This is a genomic window from Gardnerella sp. DNF00476 (assembly GCF_049262735.1).
Lineage (GTDB): Bacteria > Actinomycetota > Actinomycetes > Actinomycetales > Bifidobacteriaceae > Bifidobacterium > Bifidobacterium vaginale.
In genome coordinates, this window is record NZ_CP058401.1 from 439,944 (window position 1) to 457,735 (window position 17,792).

General features: G+C 45.9%; 6 protein-coding genes and 3 tRNA genes. 3 read left to right on the plus strand and 6 right to left on the minus strand.

Annotated features, from left to right (window positions below; translation table 11 throughout):
* Positions 1 to 124: 124 nt before the first annotated feature.
* Together HXT25_RS01695 and HXT25_RS01700 are read left to right on the plus strand one after the other, a co-directional pair.
* A tRNA-Thr gene (locus HXT25_RS01695) sits at positions 125 to 197 on the plus strand.
* 37 nt (positions 198 to 234) lie between these two features.
* Positions 235 to 315, plus strand: a tRNA-Leu gene (locus HXT25_RS01700).
* An 85-nt stretch (positions 316 to 400) separates the two neighbouring features.
* Here HXT25_RS01700 and HXT25_RS01705 read toward each other — a convergent pair.
* From HXT25_RS01705 to HXT25_RS01730, 6 genes are all read right to left on the minus strand, one after another.
* Positions 401 to 2,320: a glycoside hydrolase family 25 protein gene (locus HXT25_RS01705; RefSeq protein WP_422118618.1), complete on the minus strand. Its 1,920-nt coding sequence runs from the start codon at positions 2,318 to 2,320 to the stop codon at positions 401 to 403.
* A gap of 172 nt (positions 2,321 to 2,492) precedes the next feature.
* Positions 2,493 to 2,566, minus strand: a tRNA-Gly gene (locus HXT25_RS01710).
* Between the two features lie 217 nt (positions 2,567 to 2,783).
* The gene (locus HXT25_RS01715) at positions 2,784 to 3,260 is read right to left on the minus strand and encodes a holo-ACP synthase (RefSeq protein ID WP_422118619.1); all 477 of its coding nucleotides are present in this window, start codon (positions 3,258 to 3,260) and stop codon (positions 2,784 to 2,786) included.
* 142 nt (positions 3,261 to 3,402) lie between these two features.
* Positions 3,403 to 13,059: a fatty acid synthase subunit beta domain-containing protein gene (locus HXT25_RS01720; RefSeq protein ID WP_422118620.1), complete on the minus strand. Its 9,657-nt coding sequence runs from the start codon at positions 13,057 to 13,059 to the stop codon at positions 3,403 to 3,405.
* 171 nt (positions 13,060 to 13,230) lie between these two features.
* Positions 13,231 to 14,883: an acyl-CoA carboxylase subunit beta gene (locus HXT25_RS01725; protein WP_415702455.1), complete on the minus strand. Its 1,653-nt coding sequence runs from the start codon at positions 14,881 to 14,883 to the stop codon at positions 13,231 to 13,233.
* The gene (locus tag HXT25_RS01730) at positions 14,880 to 16,727 is read right to left on the minus strand and encodes a biotin carboxylase N-terminal domain-containing protein (RefSeq protein WP_004114443.1); all 1,848 of its coding nucleotides are present in this window, start codon (positions 16,725 to 16,727) and stop codon (positions 14,880 to 14,882) included. Before HXT25_RS01730 ends, HXT25_RS01725 begins: the two co-directional genes overlap by 4 nt.
* A gap of 150 nt (positions 16,728 to 16,877) precedes the next feature.
* Here HXT25_RS01730 and HXT25_RS01735 point away from each other — a divergent pair, with 150 nt between their 5' ends.
* Positions 16,878 to 17,543 carry a biotin transporter BioY gene (locus HXT25_RS01735; protein ID WP_422118621.1) on the plus strand — a complete coding sequence of 222 codons (666 nt, stop codon included), beginning with the start codon at positions 16,878 to 16,880 and terminating at the stop codon, positions 17,541 to 17,543.
* Positions 17,544 to 17,792 lie beyond the last annotated feature (249 nt).

Here is a 17,792-nt window from a genome sequence, read left to right on the forward strand (position 1 = left end):
GACAGAAATACACTTTGACTAGAACACATGCGAACATTTGCGGCGCGTCATGCTAGACAAATTGCAAATATTAATATATAGTATTTGATTTGTGCGCGAGTCGCGAATGCTTCTCGGGCAAATTGCCACTTTAGCTCAGTCGGTAGAGCGTCTCACTCGTAATGAGAAGGTCGACAGTTCGATTCTGTCAAGTGGCTCTTAAAGTTTCTTTTTCGCTTGTTTTAGGCGATTTAAGCGCGAGTGGCGAAATGGTAGACGCGCAGGATTTAGGTTCCTGTGTCTTACGACATGTGGGTTCAAGTCCCATCTCGCGCACAAAAATGGACCAAATGCTATTGCACCTGGTCCATTTTTCTCTTAAACGAAACAACCAAAGAAAATATTAACTCTTAGTCTAAAACTACACTCCAAAAGCATAAGTCTTAGTATCTTTGAGTGTACCATTAGATGTGTAGGCTTCAAAATGTGTCCAATAAATTCCAGGTTTAGGACTCCACAAAGCCCATGGACCCTTAAATTGGCTCACCCATTGTTTGGCGTTATAGTCATATATTTTGATAATCGTGTAACCATTAGGATTATTTGTAGTAGCACCTAGTAAAACATTGCTACCACGCCAAGCCGCATAAGTGCCAGAAATCACGGTATCACCTGTAAAAACAGGAGCCGGTGCATTTTGAATCTCATAATGGAAAGCAATGGTTTTGTTACCCAAAGGCTTCTTAGTGAACGAATCACGAACATCACAGTGAAGCCAATAATCACCGTTGCTTGTCACCCAAGAAGCCCAATTGCTAACAGACCAGTCAGAAATAGTCTTCCACTGCTTATTAAGCAAATCGTAAGCAAGCCAACGGTATTCCATATGATTGTAAATACTACTACTTGCTGCAGCGCCTACAGCTATATCGTTACTGCGAATAATCCACGTAAAATCGATGTGAGCGCGGCTTGTAGGCGTAGTTGGCCTAGTACCAAATGCATTTAAATCAACATTACCTTGAATTCCAGATACAGAACCGCTAGAAGTGTACTGCCAGCCGCCTAATGGTGTTGTAATGTTAAAAAGCGTAGTGGCACCATAGCTAGCAACCCAGCTTGTACGATCGTGAATATATTGGGAATTAAGCGGACCGTTTAAATAATTAGCATAAGAATAAACACCTAGATTAGTGTATCCAGCAGAAGCCAGCTGATTCCACCACGATGCGACAATATTCTGATAAACGTATGGATCAGTAGGTGGTTGATGCCCTGCCCACTCCCATCTTTCCAAATCGTAGTAAACAGGGTATGAAAGGTCACTTGGATTAACTCCAGCACCTTGCAAAAGCCTTGCCACATCGGCACCTTCGGAAGCGCCATCAGAAGGCGTTTCAGCGTAGGAATAAACATAAACTCCAAAAGGAATACCTAAACGCTTGCATTCGTTGATATTTCGTACAGCATACTTATCGTAGCCATTATCCCAACCGTAGCTGATGCGAATTATTGCACCTTCTACTCCAGCGGCTTTAGCAGCAGCCCAATCAATTTCATGCTGATGTTCAGAAACATCTATAACACCTCTAGCGTTATAAGCAAACATGTTTCCGTTGCCATCAAAGAATGATTGAGAACCATTGTAATCTTCCCATTCCACACCATAATTTGTTACAGGCAAATAGGCTTTGCGAACAATACCATCAGTTGTTGTGGCTGTTTTAGAAGACAATATTGTTGAATCTTTTGCTTTAGCAGAAGATTTAGACTCGTCTGGAATAGGCTGATTTGAGCTTATTAGACGAACTTTGGAAGGATTGGCAGAATTTGTAGGATTGGCAGAATTCGTAGAATTGTAGCGCTTAATTGCTTTTCGCAAATCTCCAACAGTAATAGGCGTAAAACGTCTTCCATCGCTCTTAGCAAGAGGATCTGGCTGCTTGTCTTTAGTACCAATAATTTTAGGATCAGTAACAATATCGCCAGTTTTAAGAGATTTCAAATGACCAGTAGATGTAAGAGCATATTTTGAAGAAACTACTTCGTCACTATTCTTAAATGACGACGCCACTTTTGAAGGCAACTTAAAATCAGGATTATTGGCATCACCATCGGCAAAACCATTCAAACGATTATCTTCAGCAGAATTACTATTCCCATTATCTGCACTTTTTATTGCATTATTTTTGGCACTTCTTAATGAACTTCTTGATGAACTAGAAGCAGAGCCTTCAAAAACACCACGTCCTTCAACATTAATAGATGGAAAAACGTTCATAACAAATGCAGCAGCAACAGAAACTAAACTTGCAATTACACGTACAATAATTTGTCCCACAACTCCTCCAGAGATATGCTTTTACGTGTTTTTACCTCATACAACCATAGCAATATGCGCAAACAGTAAAGAAACAAATCGCAAATCAGAATAACGAAAAAACACAAAAATAACTATGACTAATCACGATATATTTAGAACAATCGGAATCAAAGAAATCACAGAAATCAAGTGGAGCGGATGACGGGAATCGGACCCGCGTCATCAGTTTGGAAGACTGATACTCTACCATTGAGCTACATCCGCAATTGCACGTAATGGAATTTTTATAAGACCCCAAAACAGCGACTCGAACAATTATACAGATGATTTTGACATAAAACAACTAACGACACTCCACTTAGATCCTCAAGAGCGTTGTACCACACAATTAACATTCCCGTGTTTGTTCCCTTTTTATGCAAATACGACAACAAACGCGGGAAAAAATACACAAAACCATACAGCGCAAATCGCAAAATATCTAAACTATTTCTAGAATCACAAACGCAGATGCGATTGCAGATACGTCTTCAAGCAAACCATCGTGGCTCAAAGAAACATGCCATCTAATAGAAAAGCCATTCTGTGCATTAATCATAGGAACCGTGCTCAAAGATTGCATAAGCTTTTCATTAACAGCATCATCAAGATTAACACTTGGGCAACCATGAGAATCATCTAAAATCTCAATACTCGACCACGGTGTGTTATCTAGCGTGTAAGGATATTTTGCATCTCCAAACGAAGATAAAGCCTCGCACCAAGATTTTATAACCGCCTCTTTTCCAGCCCAGCGCGCTGCAATATGCATCGCCTCAGCGTCGTTTTTTGAGTGCGCTCGCATGGCGCACTGTCTAAGCTCTCGCGTAGAAAACAGCGCGCGCCAACCATCGCCATCATGCATCTGCTGAGCGAATTGTGCAATCTGCACTATGTCGTGTCCAATGCCAGCAATCATCAAACTCACTTCCTAATTACTCGCTATCGCACTATTTAGCGCAGGTTATGCGGTGCTTTTACCCCCGCGTTTGTTCCCATATTGGGCATTTTGGAAAACAAACGCGGGCAAAAAGAAACAAAAGCCGCTAGCAATCTAGCATTTAGCAATAGTAGCCGCTGGCATCTAGTCGAGCGTCTGGGTTTAGCAGCATAGCTTTTTCTGCCTCATGCCCATCGTAGCGCGAACCATCTGGCATACGCGTACCGTCTTTAAGCAAACGGCGATTTTCCACAGGCTCAAACAGTTGCACATGACCCATCATGCCCTCTTGCAGACGTCGCTGACCTGCAGCCAAGCGCGCATTCGCCTTGGCTCGCCATTCGTTAAGCGCATCCATACCAGCGCTAGCTGCCACAGAAGCCTCAAACGCACCAGGATGCACAAGAGCCACAAATCCGCTAACATGCCCAAATCCAAGCGATGTAGCCAGAGCCGCTTTAACCATGCCAACTCGCATTGGGTTTCGCAACCACACCATATGATCATCATGCGCGAGCTTAGGATCCACACAATCAAGCGACATATTCCCAGGAATCACGCCACTTCTAAACAGCTGCGTTAAACCGTTGATTTGGAATATGCACGCACCGCCCTTTGCGTGGCCAGTAAGCGTTTTTTGGCTGATTACAAACAGCGGATTTCCGCTTGTGCGCCCAATAGCATGAGCCAAAGTATTGTGCAGCTCAGACTCGTTCGGATCGTTTGCATTCGTAGACGTATCGTGCTTAGAAACCACAGCAATATCGTCTGGTGTAACTCCAAGCGCCGCCAAATCGTGCACAAGTTTGGATTCGCGCCCACCCATTCCTGCAGCTAGCGCACCCAATCCTGGAGCTGGAATCGAAGTGTGCACACCATCTGCATAAGAGTGAATAAATCCGACTACGCCAGCAACAGGCAAGCCAAGCTTAAGCGCAATATCTCCTCGCGTAACGAGAATCGTGCCTCCGCCTTGCGCTTCCAAGAATCCTCCGCGACGTCGATCGTTTGCTCGCGAGAAGAATCGTGGATTTATGCCCTTTGCATACATTTCCTCGCTGTTTGCAGTTGCGTTCATGTTGCCGAAACCAACCACGGACTCAACGCCAATATCGTCAATCGCGCCCGTTACAACAAAGTCTGCTTTGCCGAGAGCAATCTTATCGACGCCTTCTTCAAGCGAAACCGCTGCAGTGGCGCATGCTGAAACTGGCTGAATCATGTTTCCGTAGCCACCAATATATGTTTGCATTACGTGCGCTGCTACAACGTTTGGCAATGCTTCTTGCAATACGTCTGTAGGGATTTCGTGGTTTAGGAAGCGATCTAGATACAGTTTTCGCATAGACGTCATTCCGCCAAATCCTGTGCCTTGAGTCGATGCTACAAGGGACGGATGCACGGCTTGCAAAATTTCCGAAGGCGTGAAACCAGCGGAAATGTAGGCGTCTACGGTTGTTACGATATTCCACAAAGCAATCGGGTCTACACTTCCCACCATCGAAGCTGGAATTCCCCACTTTAATGGGTCGAAGCCTTTAGGGAATTGTCCTCCAACAGTTCGGGTCATGGCTGCGCGCCTTGGTACGCGTATCATTGAGCCAGTTTTGCGTGTAACGGTCCATTCTCCCGATTCAGCATCTTGCATAATCGTAGTGTGTTCTTCATCTAGCGCCACGTATTCGCGAGCAATCGTTTCTGTTGGCACACTGAAGCTCACGTCGTGGTCGAGGAAGATTTCGGCTTCTTCTTCGTTTGCTCCGTCTTTGTAGTCGCCACCCATGCCGGTTTCGAATGGTCTAATACCAGAACGTGCAACTACCTCATCGCGATACTTTTCTGCAATATCTTCTTCTGGCACAAGTGTGCCGTCCGCATCATACCATCCTGGTTTTGGCGAGTCTTGCCAAGTTAGCAAGCCCATGTTCCAAGCCAATTCCAATACTGCTCCTGCAGAAATATCAACGGAACCGTCTTCTTGTATTCCAAGTTCTGCTTCGAATCGTGTTCGCCCAGATCCCCATGGTCCAAGTTCTCCAACAGATACTATTACAATCTGGTTTTCTGGTCGCGCTGTAACGTTCTTCCAATCCGCTAGATTTACGTGAGGTTGTTGCAAAGCGTATGGTGTTGGAAGTGCTTTGTTTGTTATTTTTATAGAAGACTTTGCGTTTGGATATGACTCGTCTAAAGCTTGCGACTTTTGAGCGTTAGTTTGGGATAAGTCGTAAGCCTCCGCGCGTTCTTGATCCGCAAGTGCTTCTGCGCGAAGCGCGTTCAAATCAAGAGCATCCTTACCTAATCCTCCTGTAAAATCAACGTCCAGAGGTGCAATTGCAGCCTGTTCGCGCGCTTTACGAGTGCACAAATCTAGCAAACGGTTTGCCATTTGTTGAGTTGAATACGTTGTTATGCCGTGTTTTTCTACGACTTTAACAAGCGGATCATTGCCTCCCATCAAACCTGTGCCACGCACCCAACCGATTTTTGGATGTGCAAAAGTCACGCGATTTGACCATACGCTTTCGGCATGTGCACGGTTCACAATCGCATCGAATGCGCTCTTGACTTCGCCGTAAGCGCCGTCGCCGCCAAACATACCGCGGTTTGGAGAGCCAGGTAACACAACGTGCATACGATGTTGCACATCTGTATCTGCTCCGATTTGCGCGAATCCTGCGATTGCACGCTCCACACCCCATAGCATTAGGCGAGATTGAGATTCGAAAAGCGCACCAGAATCAGCCAAAGTGCCGTGAACTGGAGGTGCTGCAAACGGGAAGAACATGCTTGGCTCATAAGCTGGCTTCAAAATGGTGGTTGTTGCGCCGCTGACTTTCTTTGAAACTGTGCCAACCCACTTTACTAGAGCATCTACATCTCGGTAGCTAGATAAGTTTGCTGGCACAAGCCATAATTTAGCTCCCATAACAGCGTTTTCACGATACGCTTTTTTCGCCCATGCTTTAACGCTTGGCTTAAAACTGTGAGATGTTGCTATAACTGTTGCTCCACCTCTTAGTAAACCGCAGACGACTGCTGCAGCAATTGAATTCGGTGCAACGCCTGTTACAACCGCAACATCTGATGCGAAGCGATTTGAGAAAATAGGACGAGAATCAAGGTTTTCGCTATTGACTTCTTTAGTATCTTTAGGAAGATCATTAATATCTGTTAATGCATCTTTAGATATGCGCTTGAATACGCAACTCAAATCATCAAGTCCGGTTGCTTGCGACTTTTGAGCGAACCATAATGCTTCTTCAGCAATAGTTTTTCCCGTGCCAACAAAACAACCAAAATTGTTGATTTCAGATAAACCAGGATTTGAACCAGGGTTTGAACCAAACCCCTGATTAGCCTTATTCGCGTAGTATATTCTAGCCAAATCTTCGCGAGCGCTAGCCCAGCGATCATCGAAGAGAATCGCCTTGCGCTCATCGAATCGAGGCTCCACTTGCTTTGGCCAATCCGCTCCAAGCTCAGCTTCTACAGCTGCAACAACAGCCGCATTTTCATCCGATTCAGCTTCTGCTTTAGGAGCTTCAACACCAAGCTTCGCTAACACGAATTTAGCAGTAGCAGCCAAAACGCCGTCAGCACCAACAACCTTCTGCGCAAACTCGTCTAAGGCTGCAGAATCAACTACTGCGCCGCCTGCTGTGCCCGCGGAACCTGGTTGAGCGAGAGCAATTCCGTGTTCTTTAGCAACCTGATTAATAGCAGAATCGATCAAATCTTGCGCTGCAGAAGTATTCTTTGCTGGCTCTGTAGAAAGTTGCGCCAAGTCGCCTCCGCGTACGCTTGCTCCTTCTCGCGTTTGCAAAATAAGAGCAGCCAAAACGTGTGCTCGCCAGCCTTCACCTAGCTGCCATACTTGTTCAATTCTCTTATCTATTTGCGTAGGCTTAAATCCAGCTGCGCCGAAGAGTGCGCGCAAGCGTTCTCTCACAACGTCTGAAAGAACCGCCCCAAAAGCTTTATAACGCGGAGCAACAGAATCCACTAACTTGTTTAGTGCGCTCATCGGAGCTTCTGCAGCACCATCTACGCTTGCCACTCCCAGCTCGGCGCTTATGTCCATTAAAAGCTGGTTTCGCCTAGAGGATACGCCGTTTGTTAGCGTGTCTGTGGTGTCTGCGTCTCCGATTTGGTCGGCGCGAATTTTTGCACTGTAAGCTATAAGTGTTTTTATAGCATCAGACGCTTTAAACTCAATATCTGCCACAGACCCAGATTGCACATTTTGCACATTTTGTTGCACATTTTGCACAGAATTATCTGCATTTATTTGAGTAGATGCTGCACTTGCTGTGGCGGCTGCTTGCGATTTTTCCGCGTTAGTTTGGGATAAGTCGCCAGCAGCCGTTGCTTCTGCAACCACAGGTTCTTCGTCTTCAAAAACTTCTGGCACAAGCGAATCCGTGTCTGTCATATAAACACGACCCTCGTCTCTACCAACGTTATAAACGGTAACTTTCTGTCCGCTAAACTGTGGCATAGAAAGCGTTTTTGCTCCAAGATTTGCCAAAGTTGGCGCGTTTCCTAAACCAACTTCAACATATTCTTCTACGCCTAATCCACCGCATGCAGCGCTTTCAAACATAAGCGCCTGCGTTTCAATCCAGCGAACAGGGGACGCAAACTGCCAGGAAAGAAGCTCCGTAAGAAGCAACCTGCCGAGTTTTTGCTCATCAGCTGCATAAGAATCCCAAATTTCGTCATTTTCTAGCGCAGCCTTAATACGTTCTGAAGGAACAACGTCTAGAATCTTTTGCGCAAATTCTCGCGTAAGCTCAAACGGGCAAGCCACGAGGTTTGGAATGTAACGGCCTACAAGCACAGAGTAATCAATATGCTTCGGCAGCAGCGAATCGAGCTTGTCGCGGAATTCTGGCACACCCTTTCGAAGAATTCGAGAGTGGAACGGCACGTCAATTCCTGGAACAAGCATAAATGGAGGCTTACCGCCATACTCTTTAGCCCTCTTGGCAGAATCTTGAGCCAAAGCTTTCAAACCTTTTATTGTGCCTGCTATTGCGTATTGTTGACCTGCCAAATTGTAGTTTACGATTTGCAAGAATTCGCCAGTTTGCTTAGAGATTCCTTCAACGTACGCGTTTACACCATCATCGTCCACACCGAACTGGTTTGGACGCAAAGCGCCCATTCGATAGTTGGATCGTCCTTGCGCATCTCGCTCAATCAAGTGATGCATTGTAGATCCGCGGTGGAACACGAGTTCCAACACGGTTTCTAGCGGAATAATTTGAGCGAAGGAGCTTAGCGCATTGTATTCGCCAAGCGAATGACCAGCAAAATACGCAGGCCAAATATCGCATCCTGCTTCTCTTAAACGCGCGGTTTGCGCAAAAGCAACAGTAGCGAGCGCAACTTGAGTAAATTGCGTTAAGTTGAGCAAGCCTTCTGGATGACGATATGTTACGCCATTTGCTGTTAATTCCTTAGGATTATCTCGCACTACAGCAAGAATTGAGAATCCTAGTTTTTCGCGAGTGAGTTTGTCTGCGCGCTCCCAAGTTTCGCGCACAGCTGGCGATTTGGCGCGCTCATCCAATGACATTCCTTGTTTTTGGATACCCTGACCTGGGTATACGAATGCTGCTCGCGGCGCGCGTGTAAGTGCGCTCGCTTTAGAAACTATTTGCCCGTTTACTCGGCATGTGATTTCTAGCGCTAGCCCTCCGCGGCGTACTTTCCCTACTCGTTCTACGGTAATTTCTACTTCGTCATCAAGCTGCACCATGCCGTACATGTTGTACGTCCAGCCAACAAGATCATAGCGTGCGCCTTTTTCATCCAATGCTTGAGCAACATGCTGAGCTGCTGCTGAAAGCCACATGCCGTGTACTAGAGGTGCGGAAAGTCCAGAGATTGCGGCTCCTCTTTTGGATGTGTGTATTGGGTTAAAGTCACCTGATGTGCGCGCAAAAGCTGTCATGTCTTTAGGTGCGCGAATTACGACGCGTCTAAGCGCTCTTCTAGGCGTGTTGTCTACGCTAAATCCGTGTAATTCTGCCGCATCTCCGTATTCTGGAGCAGACTTTGGTAGTGCTGCACTGTAGCTTCGCCCACGAATCGCGAATCGTTCTGTTTCGTGCGCGATTTTTGTTCCGTCTTGCGCATTGTGAATTATGTGTATTGTCACTACTCGCCCAGAAGCTGATTCGGCGTAATCTTCTGCCCAACCAGTGAGGTTTATGCGTGTTCCAACATATTTTTGCAGGTCGTCTGTAGATAAATCTAGTTCTATTAGGTGGTCTAAATGTACTGCGTTGAGTAGTCCTTCAATTACTGGGTATCCGTCTACCATTACGGATCCTAGTGCTGAGTATATTGTTGGCCATGCTGGACCTACTAGCGCGTCTGGCACGATTCTTGATGCTTGCAAACCTTCTGGCAGGCGTCCAGCTGTAGCAGATTCGTGGTCGATTCCTAGGTTTCTAGAAAGCGTGTATGCTGATTTAACTACGCCAAATGGTATTTCGCAGGCTGTTTCACATGTTGTTTCACAGGCTGATTTGTTAGCTTTTCCACAAGCTATTTCTTTTTTAACTTGCTCGCACGCTTCTTGGCTTGCGTCTACTTTTGGCATTTCACTTAAAACATCTCCAGTAATCGCAGTATTTCCAATGCCTGCGGTTGCTGCCAACATGTTATAAACGTGTTTTGGTAGTCGCTCGCGGTCTACTACTGGTATGCTTCCAGCACGCTTTGCGTCTACAATAAGCGGAATTACGATATCTCTAACAGCATGATTTTTGCCGCTGTTCTTTACGCTATTTTTACCACTATTTTCATTGTCGGCTTCGTGCTCATCCCAGAACGTGTCTAGTTTAATGTCTAGATCAAGCTTAATTACGCTATTTTCTTCACTTATTACGGTTATAACATAGTTTCCACTATTATTTTGCGTCTTATAAGCAGGATTATTGGTTACGTGACCAATCCAAGAAATATTCGGACATGAGCGCACATATTCTTCAACATTTTGCGCACAGTCTATTTGGCTAAATGCGTTTTGATTAAAGCCCAGAGGCAAGTCGCAAGCAACCGAACGATTTATAACCGCAGCCTCAAATCTTCCTAAAATATCCGCGATTGGCTCATCCATTGTGATTATGCCTGCAACAGAAATAGGTCCTGGAATTACTCGCACAGCATCCGCAGAATATCGCGAATCTTCCGACTGCCAAAGCTGATCCTGACCCCACCAGCGAAGAAGATCATTGTCAATTACTGGCACAAATGGCATTGGCTTAGGATATTCACGCACCAAGGTTGGGAACCACGCAGCATCCATTGGAACAACGTTCATCGTGCTCGCATTAGGAAAAACTTGCACAAGAGAATCGAGAGCAGACTGAGGATTTTCAGCAACCTGCTTAATATCTGGCAAAATCGAAGTAAATTCGCCAGAATCTTGGCTTATTAAACGCGCTTCAATTCTCTGCAACAAATGAAGGTAGCGATCCGCGTAAGTAGGATCTGCCCAAGGATAGCTTAAATCAAGGAATCGCTGCGCAAACTGGGTATATGTCATATTTTCAACATCGCCAAAATATGGTTTTGCAGTAGAGTTAAGAGCAGCAATAACCTCGTCTTTACGTAATTCAAGCTCTTCTGGATGCTTCATCATATGCACAAGAAGACGACCACAGCGTGCAGACGCATTCTCAATCTCGTAAATATCCGCGTGCAAATGGCTTAAACCGCTTGTTACTCCGCCAACAACCTTTCCAGAAGGCACCCAGCGCTCGCCAATCGGAGCAAACGGATCTTCACTTGCGCCAAGACCTTCCACACACGCATCATTTGCTTCTGTGATTCCAGGCGTCTCCACCAACATGCGCTTAACTTGCGCGCTTGTGTGCGCTTCCTTTGCTGTCATTGCTGCCGTGCCGATCATCACAGCATCTACTGGCATATTTGGCAAACCGTACTTATTGGACCATTCGCCACTAATGTAGTCTGCTGCACGAGCTGGGGTGCCGATTCCGCCACCTGCTACAAGCACCAAATTATTGCATTCGCGCACTTGAGCATAAGTGCTAATCAGCAAATCATCTAGCGACTCCCATGAATGGTGGCCGCCTGCAGATCCGCCTTCTACTTGCGCAATAATTGTTGCTGGCTTAACAGCTTTTGCAATGCGAACTACTTGGCGAATCTGCTCTACTGTTCCTGGCTTAAAAGCAACATACGGGAATCCGTCGGCTTGAAGAGTTTCAACAAGTTCCTTCGCTTCATCTAACTCTGGGATTCCTGCAGAAATTACTACGCCGTCGATTGGCGCTCCAGAAGCACGCTTTTTTGGAACTATACGTTTGCTGCCAAATTGCAAATTCCACAAATAGCGGTCCATAAACATGGCGTTGAATTCTACGGTTGCTCCTTCTTGCAATTGCTTGCTCAAAGAGTCCATGTGCCTGTCGAATACTTCTTCTGTTACTTGTCCACCGCCTGCAAGTTCTGCCCAATATCCTGCGTTGGCTGCGGCGGCTACAATTTCTGGGTCTACTGTGGTTGGAGTCATGCCGGCAAGAAGCACAGGAGCTTTGCCTGTTAGCTTGCTGAATTTTGTTACAACTTTCTTTCCAGCTGGAGTATCGATTACTCGCGGCGCAAAATCCTCCCAGCAGCCAGTACGCAATAATTCAGCTTCTGCAGCGCTAGTTGTGCTTGCTTTTGCGCGCGCGTTCATTGTCCCGACTTCTACTACGCCAGCTCCGCTTCCTTGTAGTAGCACGTTTGTTAGCTTGCCAAGCACTTCTCCTGGACCCATGTCTAGTACGTATAACTCTCGCGCATTCACGTTATTTAAAACTTTTGCTATTTGCTTCGCCCAATCTACTGGCTCTACTAGCACAGCGTTTGCAAGCTTTAGTGCAAGTTCAGCATCTAATCCTGCGTCCTTTGCCCAGGCTTCAACTTGCTCTACAGCAGGTTTCATGATTGGAGAATGGAATGGCACTGTAACATCTAAATACTCTGCAATTGGCGCAAAAACCGATCCGCCTCGTTCCTTCATTTCGCGCATTTTTTTGGAACGCTGCGACTCTTTCTGTGCCTGATTTTGCACGGCTTCCATGTCTTCTGGATATCCTGATAGCACAATGTGATTTCGCGAGTTTTTAACTGCGATTGATATAACGCCTCTGGTTCTTTCTACTCGCTTAATCAAGGCTTTTGCCTGTTCAAACGTAACGCCTTTTAGCGATAGCATTGGTGTTTTTTCGCCGTTTCCACTGATTTCTAACATTCGCGCTTCGCGGTCTGCTGCTGCTCCGATTATGTATGCGATTGCTATAAGTTCAGCTATTTGGTTTTGCGCGTTTTGCCATGACCCTGCTTTTATACGAGCTTCTACTATTTTTGCGGCTATTATGCCTTGAGAGTGTCCAAGGCTTGCAATTGGCTTGTTTACTTCAAAGTTGTAGCCTAGGTTTGTTAGGTCTTTTACGCTTGCAAGCTGAGCAATTGTGATTCCTGGTACGCTTAATTGTGCGCTGGCTGTGTTGATTTTAGGATTTTCTAAAGCATCGAATACGTTTATGTCAGTTCCAGCATTTGCTAATAACTGTGGATATATGTTTGATAGTAAAGTTTTTGCTAATTTGTTATATTCGCGTAATTCTTTATTTAATTCTGCATCGTTTTGTGTTTCTTTTAAGGCTTGCACCCATGGTGTGGATTGTCCTGCGAAGGTAAGAATGTGTGGTGTTTGTGCGAGCTGGTCAAATAAGTATGTTGTCATTTTATTTTCCTTTGTTCGTGGGTTTAAGTTTTATTTTTAAAATTTATTTGTGCTTTTTGGATTATTTGTGTTTTTTGGATTTATTTATCTTTGGTCGCTTTATGCGCGGTTGCTGGCGACTTTTGAGTGCTTTCCAAATCATTCCCGAATTATTCCCGAATTATTCCCAAATCACATTGGCTGGTTTCCATGATGCTTCCCCGTTCTCGAAACACGTTTTTTACTTCTTAAAATCTTCAAAGAATTAGCAATAACATCTCTTGTTTGCTCTGGATCTATCATTGCGTCAATCTGGCCAGTTTCCAGCGAAAGATTCGCGTTTACAGTGGTATTTTCGTAATTCTCAACAAGCTTTTTTCTTAAAGCGTCAACATCTTGACCGCGCTCTTTTGCTTTTTGCAAATCCTTGCGATGAATAATGTTCACAGCTCCTTGAGCACCCAAAACCGCTATCTGGCTGGTAGGCCAAGCGTAGTTAAAGTCTGCGCCCATAGACTTTGAGCCCATTACAATGTACGCTCCACCAAAAGCCTTGCGTAAAATCACAGTAACAAGCGGAACTTGCGCGTTTGCGTACGCGTAAATCACTTTTGCACCTCTGCGAATAATTCCAGCATGTTCCTGATCTGATCCCGGCTTGTATCCAGGAGTGTCTACAAGAGTTACAACAGGAAGATTAAACGCGTCGCACAATCGCACAAATCGCGCTACTTTTTCGGAAGAATTAACGTCTAGAATTCCAGCATTGACTTTAGGCTGATTTGCCACTATTCCAACAGGATGACCTTCTATGCAAGCAAAACCAACTACTGCGGATGCCGCGTAAAGCTCTTGAACTTGCACAAATTCGCCATAATCTACGATTGCGCGAATAACGTCTAAAACATCGTACGGCTGGCGATCATTGCTTGGAACAATAGTCGCAAGCTGCTTAGCGGTTTCTCTGTCTGCGCGCGTGGCAGCGTATGCGAATGTTGGCGGATTTTGATTGCAATTTTGCGGCAAATAAGCCAAGATTGTGCGCGCATAGTCAATGGCGTCTGCCTCGTCTTCGCCCAAATAGTGAGCAACGCCCGAAGTGGAGTTATGCACATATCCACCGCCTAAATCGTCCATGCTAATCGACTCGCCAGTAGCTGCCTTAACAACATCTGGGCCAGTTACGAACATGTTGGAGTGTTCGCGAGTCATGATTATAAAATCCGTAAGAGCAGGGCAATAAACTGCACCACCAGCGCAAGGTCCAAGAATTAGTGAGATTTGCGGAATTAAACCGCTTGCTTCACAAGTTTTTTTGAAGATTCTGCCATATTGCGTAAGCGCGTTAACGCCTTCTTGAATGCGAGCGCCACCCGAGTCGATTAGGGCAACAACTGGAACTCCAAGCTGCAACGCCATGTCTAGAAGATGGCATATTTTCTGTCCTTCAGCGCGTCCAAGCGTGCCGCCACGAACGGAAAAATCCTGCGCATAAACTGCCACTTTTTTGCCGTATACTTCGCCAAAGCCCGTGATTACAGCGCATCCTGCAATATCGTTATTTATGTCTCCACCGTTAAAGCGGCCGATCTCTTCAAACGTTCCCGTATCAAAAAGCAAATCCAAACGCTCTCTTGCCGTGGATTTTCCCTTTGCATGCTGGCGCTCTAAAGCATTCTGTTCAGCGTCTCTAGCAAGGCGAGCCGCGTGTTCTACGGCTGCTTTTCCACGCTGAGGCTGCGTAGGCTGCGCATTTTGCATAGTTTGTGCGTCTTTACTAACTTGCGCAGCATCTTTATTAACATCTTTTGCAACTTGTGTAGCATCTTTAGTAAGCGCACTCATTTTGCACTACCGCCTTTAGTCACGTCAATTGTTACAAGCTTTTCGCCTGCTTCTACACCATCTCCAGGCCCTACAAAAATGCCAGTAACTACGCCAGCTGCAGGTGCATAAACGTAGTTTTCCATTTTCATAGATTCAAGAACAGCAAGTAAATCGCCTTTTGCTACGTTCTGACCTTCCGCAACGTTTACGCGTGTAATCACAGCTTGCATTGGAGCAGAAATCACTCCAGGAGCATCCTTTGGAGTTTCCGACTTGTGAGTATCTCCTCTTAATCCTCGTCCTCTAAGCGGCTGCGATGCGCGAACTGTGCTTCTAACTCGTGCAGAGCCAGTAAGATTGTCTACAATATCTTGCGGAATCGTAAGTTTTACGCGCTTATTGTCTACTTCTATTACAAAAGACTCCATTTTAGTTGGCTTATTTTGCGCGTCTTCACCAGACTTATTGGAATCCAAAGAAGCAGGCTGTCCGCCATTTGCCGCTGCAGGAGTGCGGTTCAAATACTTGTGTTCAAGCCATTTTGTAGAAATATCAAAATCGTGATCTTGCGCTGTAAAATCAGGATCGTTAAAAATTTGCTCAAAAAGCTTAGCAGGAGTGGGCACTCCCTCAATGCAAAGCTCCTTAAGCGCGCGTCTTACGCGAGCAATCGCCGCATCGCGATTTTGAGCCGTAACAATAAGCTTGCCCATCATGGAGTCGAATTTTGGAGACACGCTATCTCCAACTTCTACTCCAGAATCCACACGGATTCCAGGTCCAGATGGCCACTCGATTTTTGTTAGTGTGCCTGCGCTAGGCGTAAGATTCGTTGCTGGGTCTTCCGAAGTGATTCTAAGCTCAAAACTATGCCCGCGCGAAGGGTGATTTTGCGTAAGCTCACCGCCGTCAGCAATCGTAAGCTGTTCGCGCACAAGATCTAGTCCGCTAACTTCCTCACTAACTGTGTGCTCAACTTGCAATCGTGGGTTCACTTCCAAGAAGTAAACCTTGTGTTGAGATGTCACCATATATTCACACGTGCCCAAACCAACGTAGTCAACAGCTTCAAATAGGTTACGAGAATATCGGTGAAGCTGCGCGTTCTCGTCATCGGTAAGGAATGGCGCTGGTGCTTCCTCAACCAACTTTTGGTTTCGGCGTTGCACCGAGCAGTCGCGCGTGGAATATATGGTGAAGTTTCCATGCGAATCGCGGCCAACTTGTGTTTCCACATGGCGCGCCTTGTCTATAAAACGCTCAATAAAGTACTCGTCAAGGTCGCCACCTTGCAAAGCGTCGTGGTTCATGTAGAATCCGCGAAGCTCGTCATCGTTGTGCACAACGGTTATTCCGCGACCGCCGCCGCCATCCGTGCGCTTCATCATAACCGGGTAGCCGTGTGTTTGCGCAAAAGTCAACAATTCTCGAATGTCTTTTACAGGCTCCGATATGCCTGGTACGGGCGGCACTTTAGCGCGAGTTGCCACGCGGCGAGCGGTTATTTTATCCCCTAAATCAATAAGCGCTTCTGGCTTCGGACCAATCCACACAGCGCCAGCATCAATCACCTTTTGCGCAAAACTCGCTACTTCCGATAAAAATCCGTAGCCTGGGTGTACAGCATCCGCGCCGCTTTTATGCAAAATGTCTATAATCGCGTCTTCGTTTAAATAAGTGTCTCTGTACGTGTCTCCAGAAAGCGCGTAGGCTTCGCTTGCCATCTCAACATACTGTGCTTGACGGTCGGATGCCGCATAAATAGCTACAGTTTGTATTCCCATTTCTTGAGCAGTGCGAATCACTCTAAGCGCGATTTCGCCGCGATTTGCCACAAGTATTTTTTTGATATTCGTAACCATACGTTACAAGTTATAGGAAATTTGGCTTATAGTATCCGTGAATTTGAACAAAACATTATGCGATTTTTTGTAAACTTCTCCAACGCGCGGCTGGTGATTTTTGTCTAATCTTTGATTCAGCAACGAAAAACAATACGAAAGAAGGATATCGTGGCTAATTTTGAATCTAACTCTGGCGTAAACTCTGGCGCAAACTCTAGCGCAGTTGCATCTAAGGCTTTTGATGTTAATCGTTTGGCTGTTCCATTTGCTAAGGCGTTTTTGTTTACTGTTCTTATTAGCGCTGCAACTATGGCTGGCGCATTGCCGATTCCTAGAACTCCTGTTCCTGTAACTTTGCAAACTTTGGTTTTGGCTTTGGCAGGTCTTACTTTGACTTGGCGCCAAGCCGTTAGCTCTGTGCTTATGTACCTTGCGATTGGCGCTGCTGGAATGCCAGTGTTTGCAGGCGGAAAGAGCGGCGTTGTGGCTTTTGCAGGCCCTAGCGTTGGATTCCTTGTTGGATTCGTGTTCGGTGTAGCTGCGATTGCGCTTGTAAAGTCTGCGCTCGAAGGCGTTGTTAATGCTGCCATGCCAGAGGATTCTGTTGCTAAGAAATTTGCACGATTTGGCGCGTATTTTGCCGCATCTGTTGTTGGTTCTCTTGTGATTTACGCATTTGGATTTGTAGGTCAATCGCTTATGATGCACTTGCCTGTTTTGGCAATCGCCGTTGCTTCTACTGGCTTTATTGTGGGCGATATTATTAAGGCTGCAATCGCTAGCGCCGCTTGCGCAGGATTGTATGGCGCGTTTAAGCGCAACACCAATGCGTGATTAATTGCAATAAATCGCGTAATACGTAATGCGCTAATCGTGATGCGTTATGCGTGACTAATCGTAATGCGCAATTAATCGCAAGCGTAACGCGCTAACTATCTAAGACCGCAGTCTCGTCGCTGCGGTCTTTTTGTTCTAAACGCTAATCGCGCAACCCATAATCCCGCGTTTGTTCCCTTTTTAAGCAAATTCGACAACAAACACGGGCAAAAATAAACAAACGCGGGCTAGCGTAATCAACAAAAA

What these genes read in the sequence shown, in the direction of transcription:
- HXT25_RS01715 (WP_422118619.1), bottom strand. Translation starts at nt 3,260, where the DNA reads ATGATTGCTGGCATTGGACACGACATAGTGCAGATTGCACAATTCGCT.
- HXT25_RS01720 (WP_422118620.1), bottom strand. Translation starts at nt 13,059, where the DNA reads ATGACAACATACTTATTTGACCAGCTCGCACAAACACCACACATTCTT.
- HXT25_RS01725 (WP_415702455.1), bottom strand. Translation starts at nt 14,883, where the DNA reads ATGAGTGCGCTTACTAAAGATGCTACACAAGTTGCAAAAGATGTTAAT.
- HXT25_RS01730 (WP_004114443.1), bottom strand. Translation starts at nt 16,727, where the DNA reads ATGGTTACGAATATCAAAAAAATACTTGTGGCAAATCGCGGCGAAATC.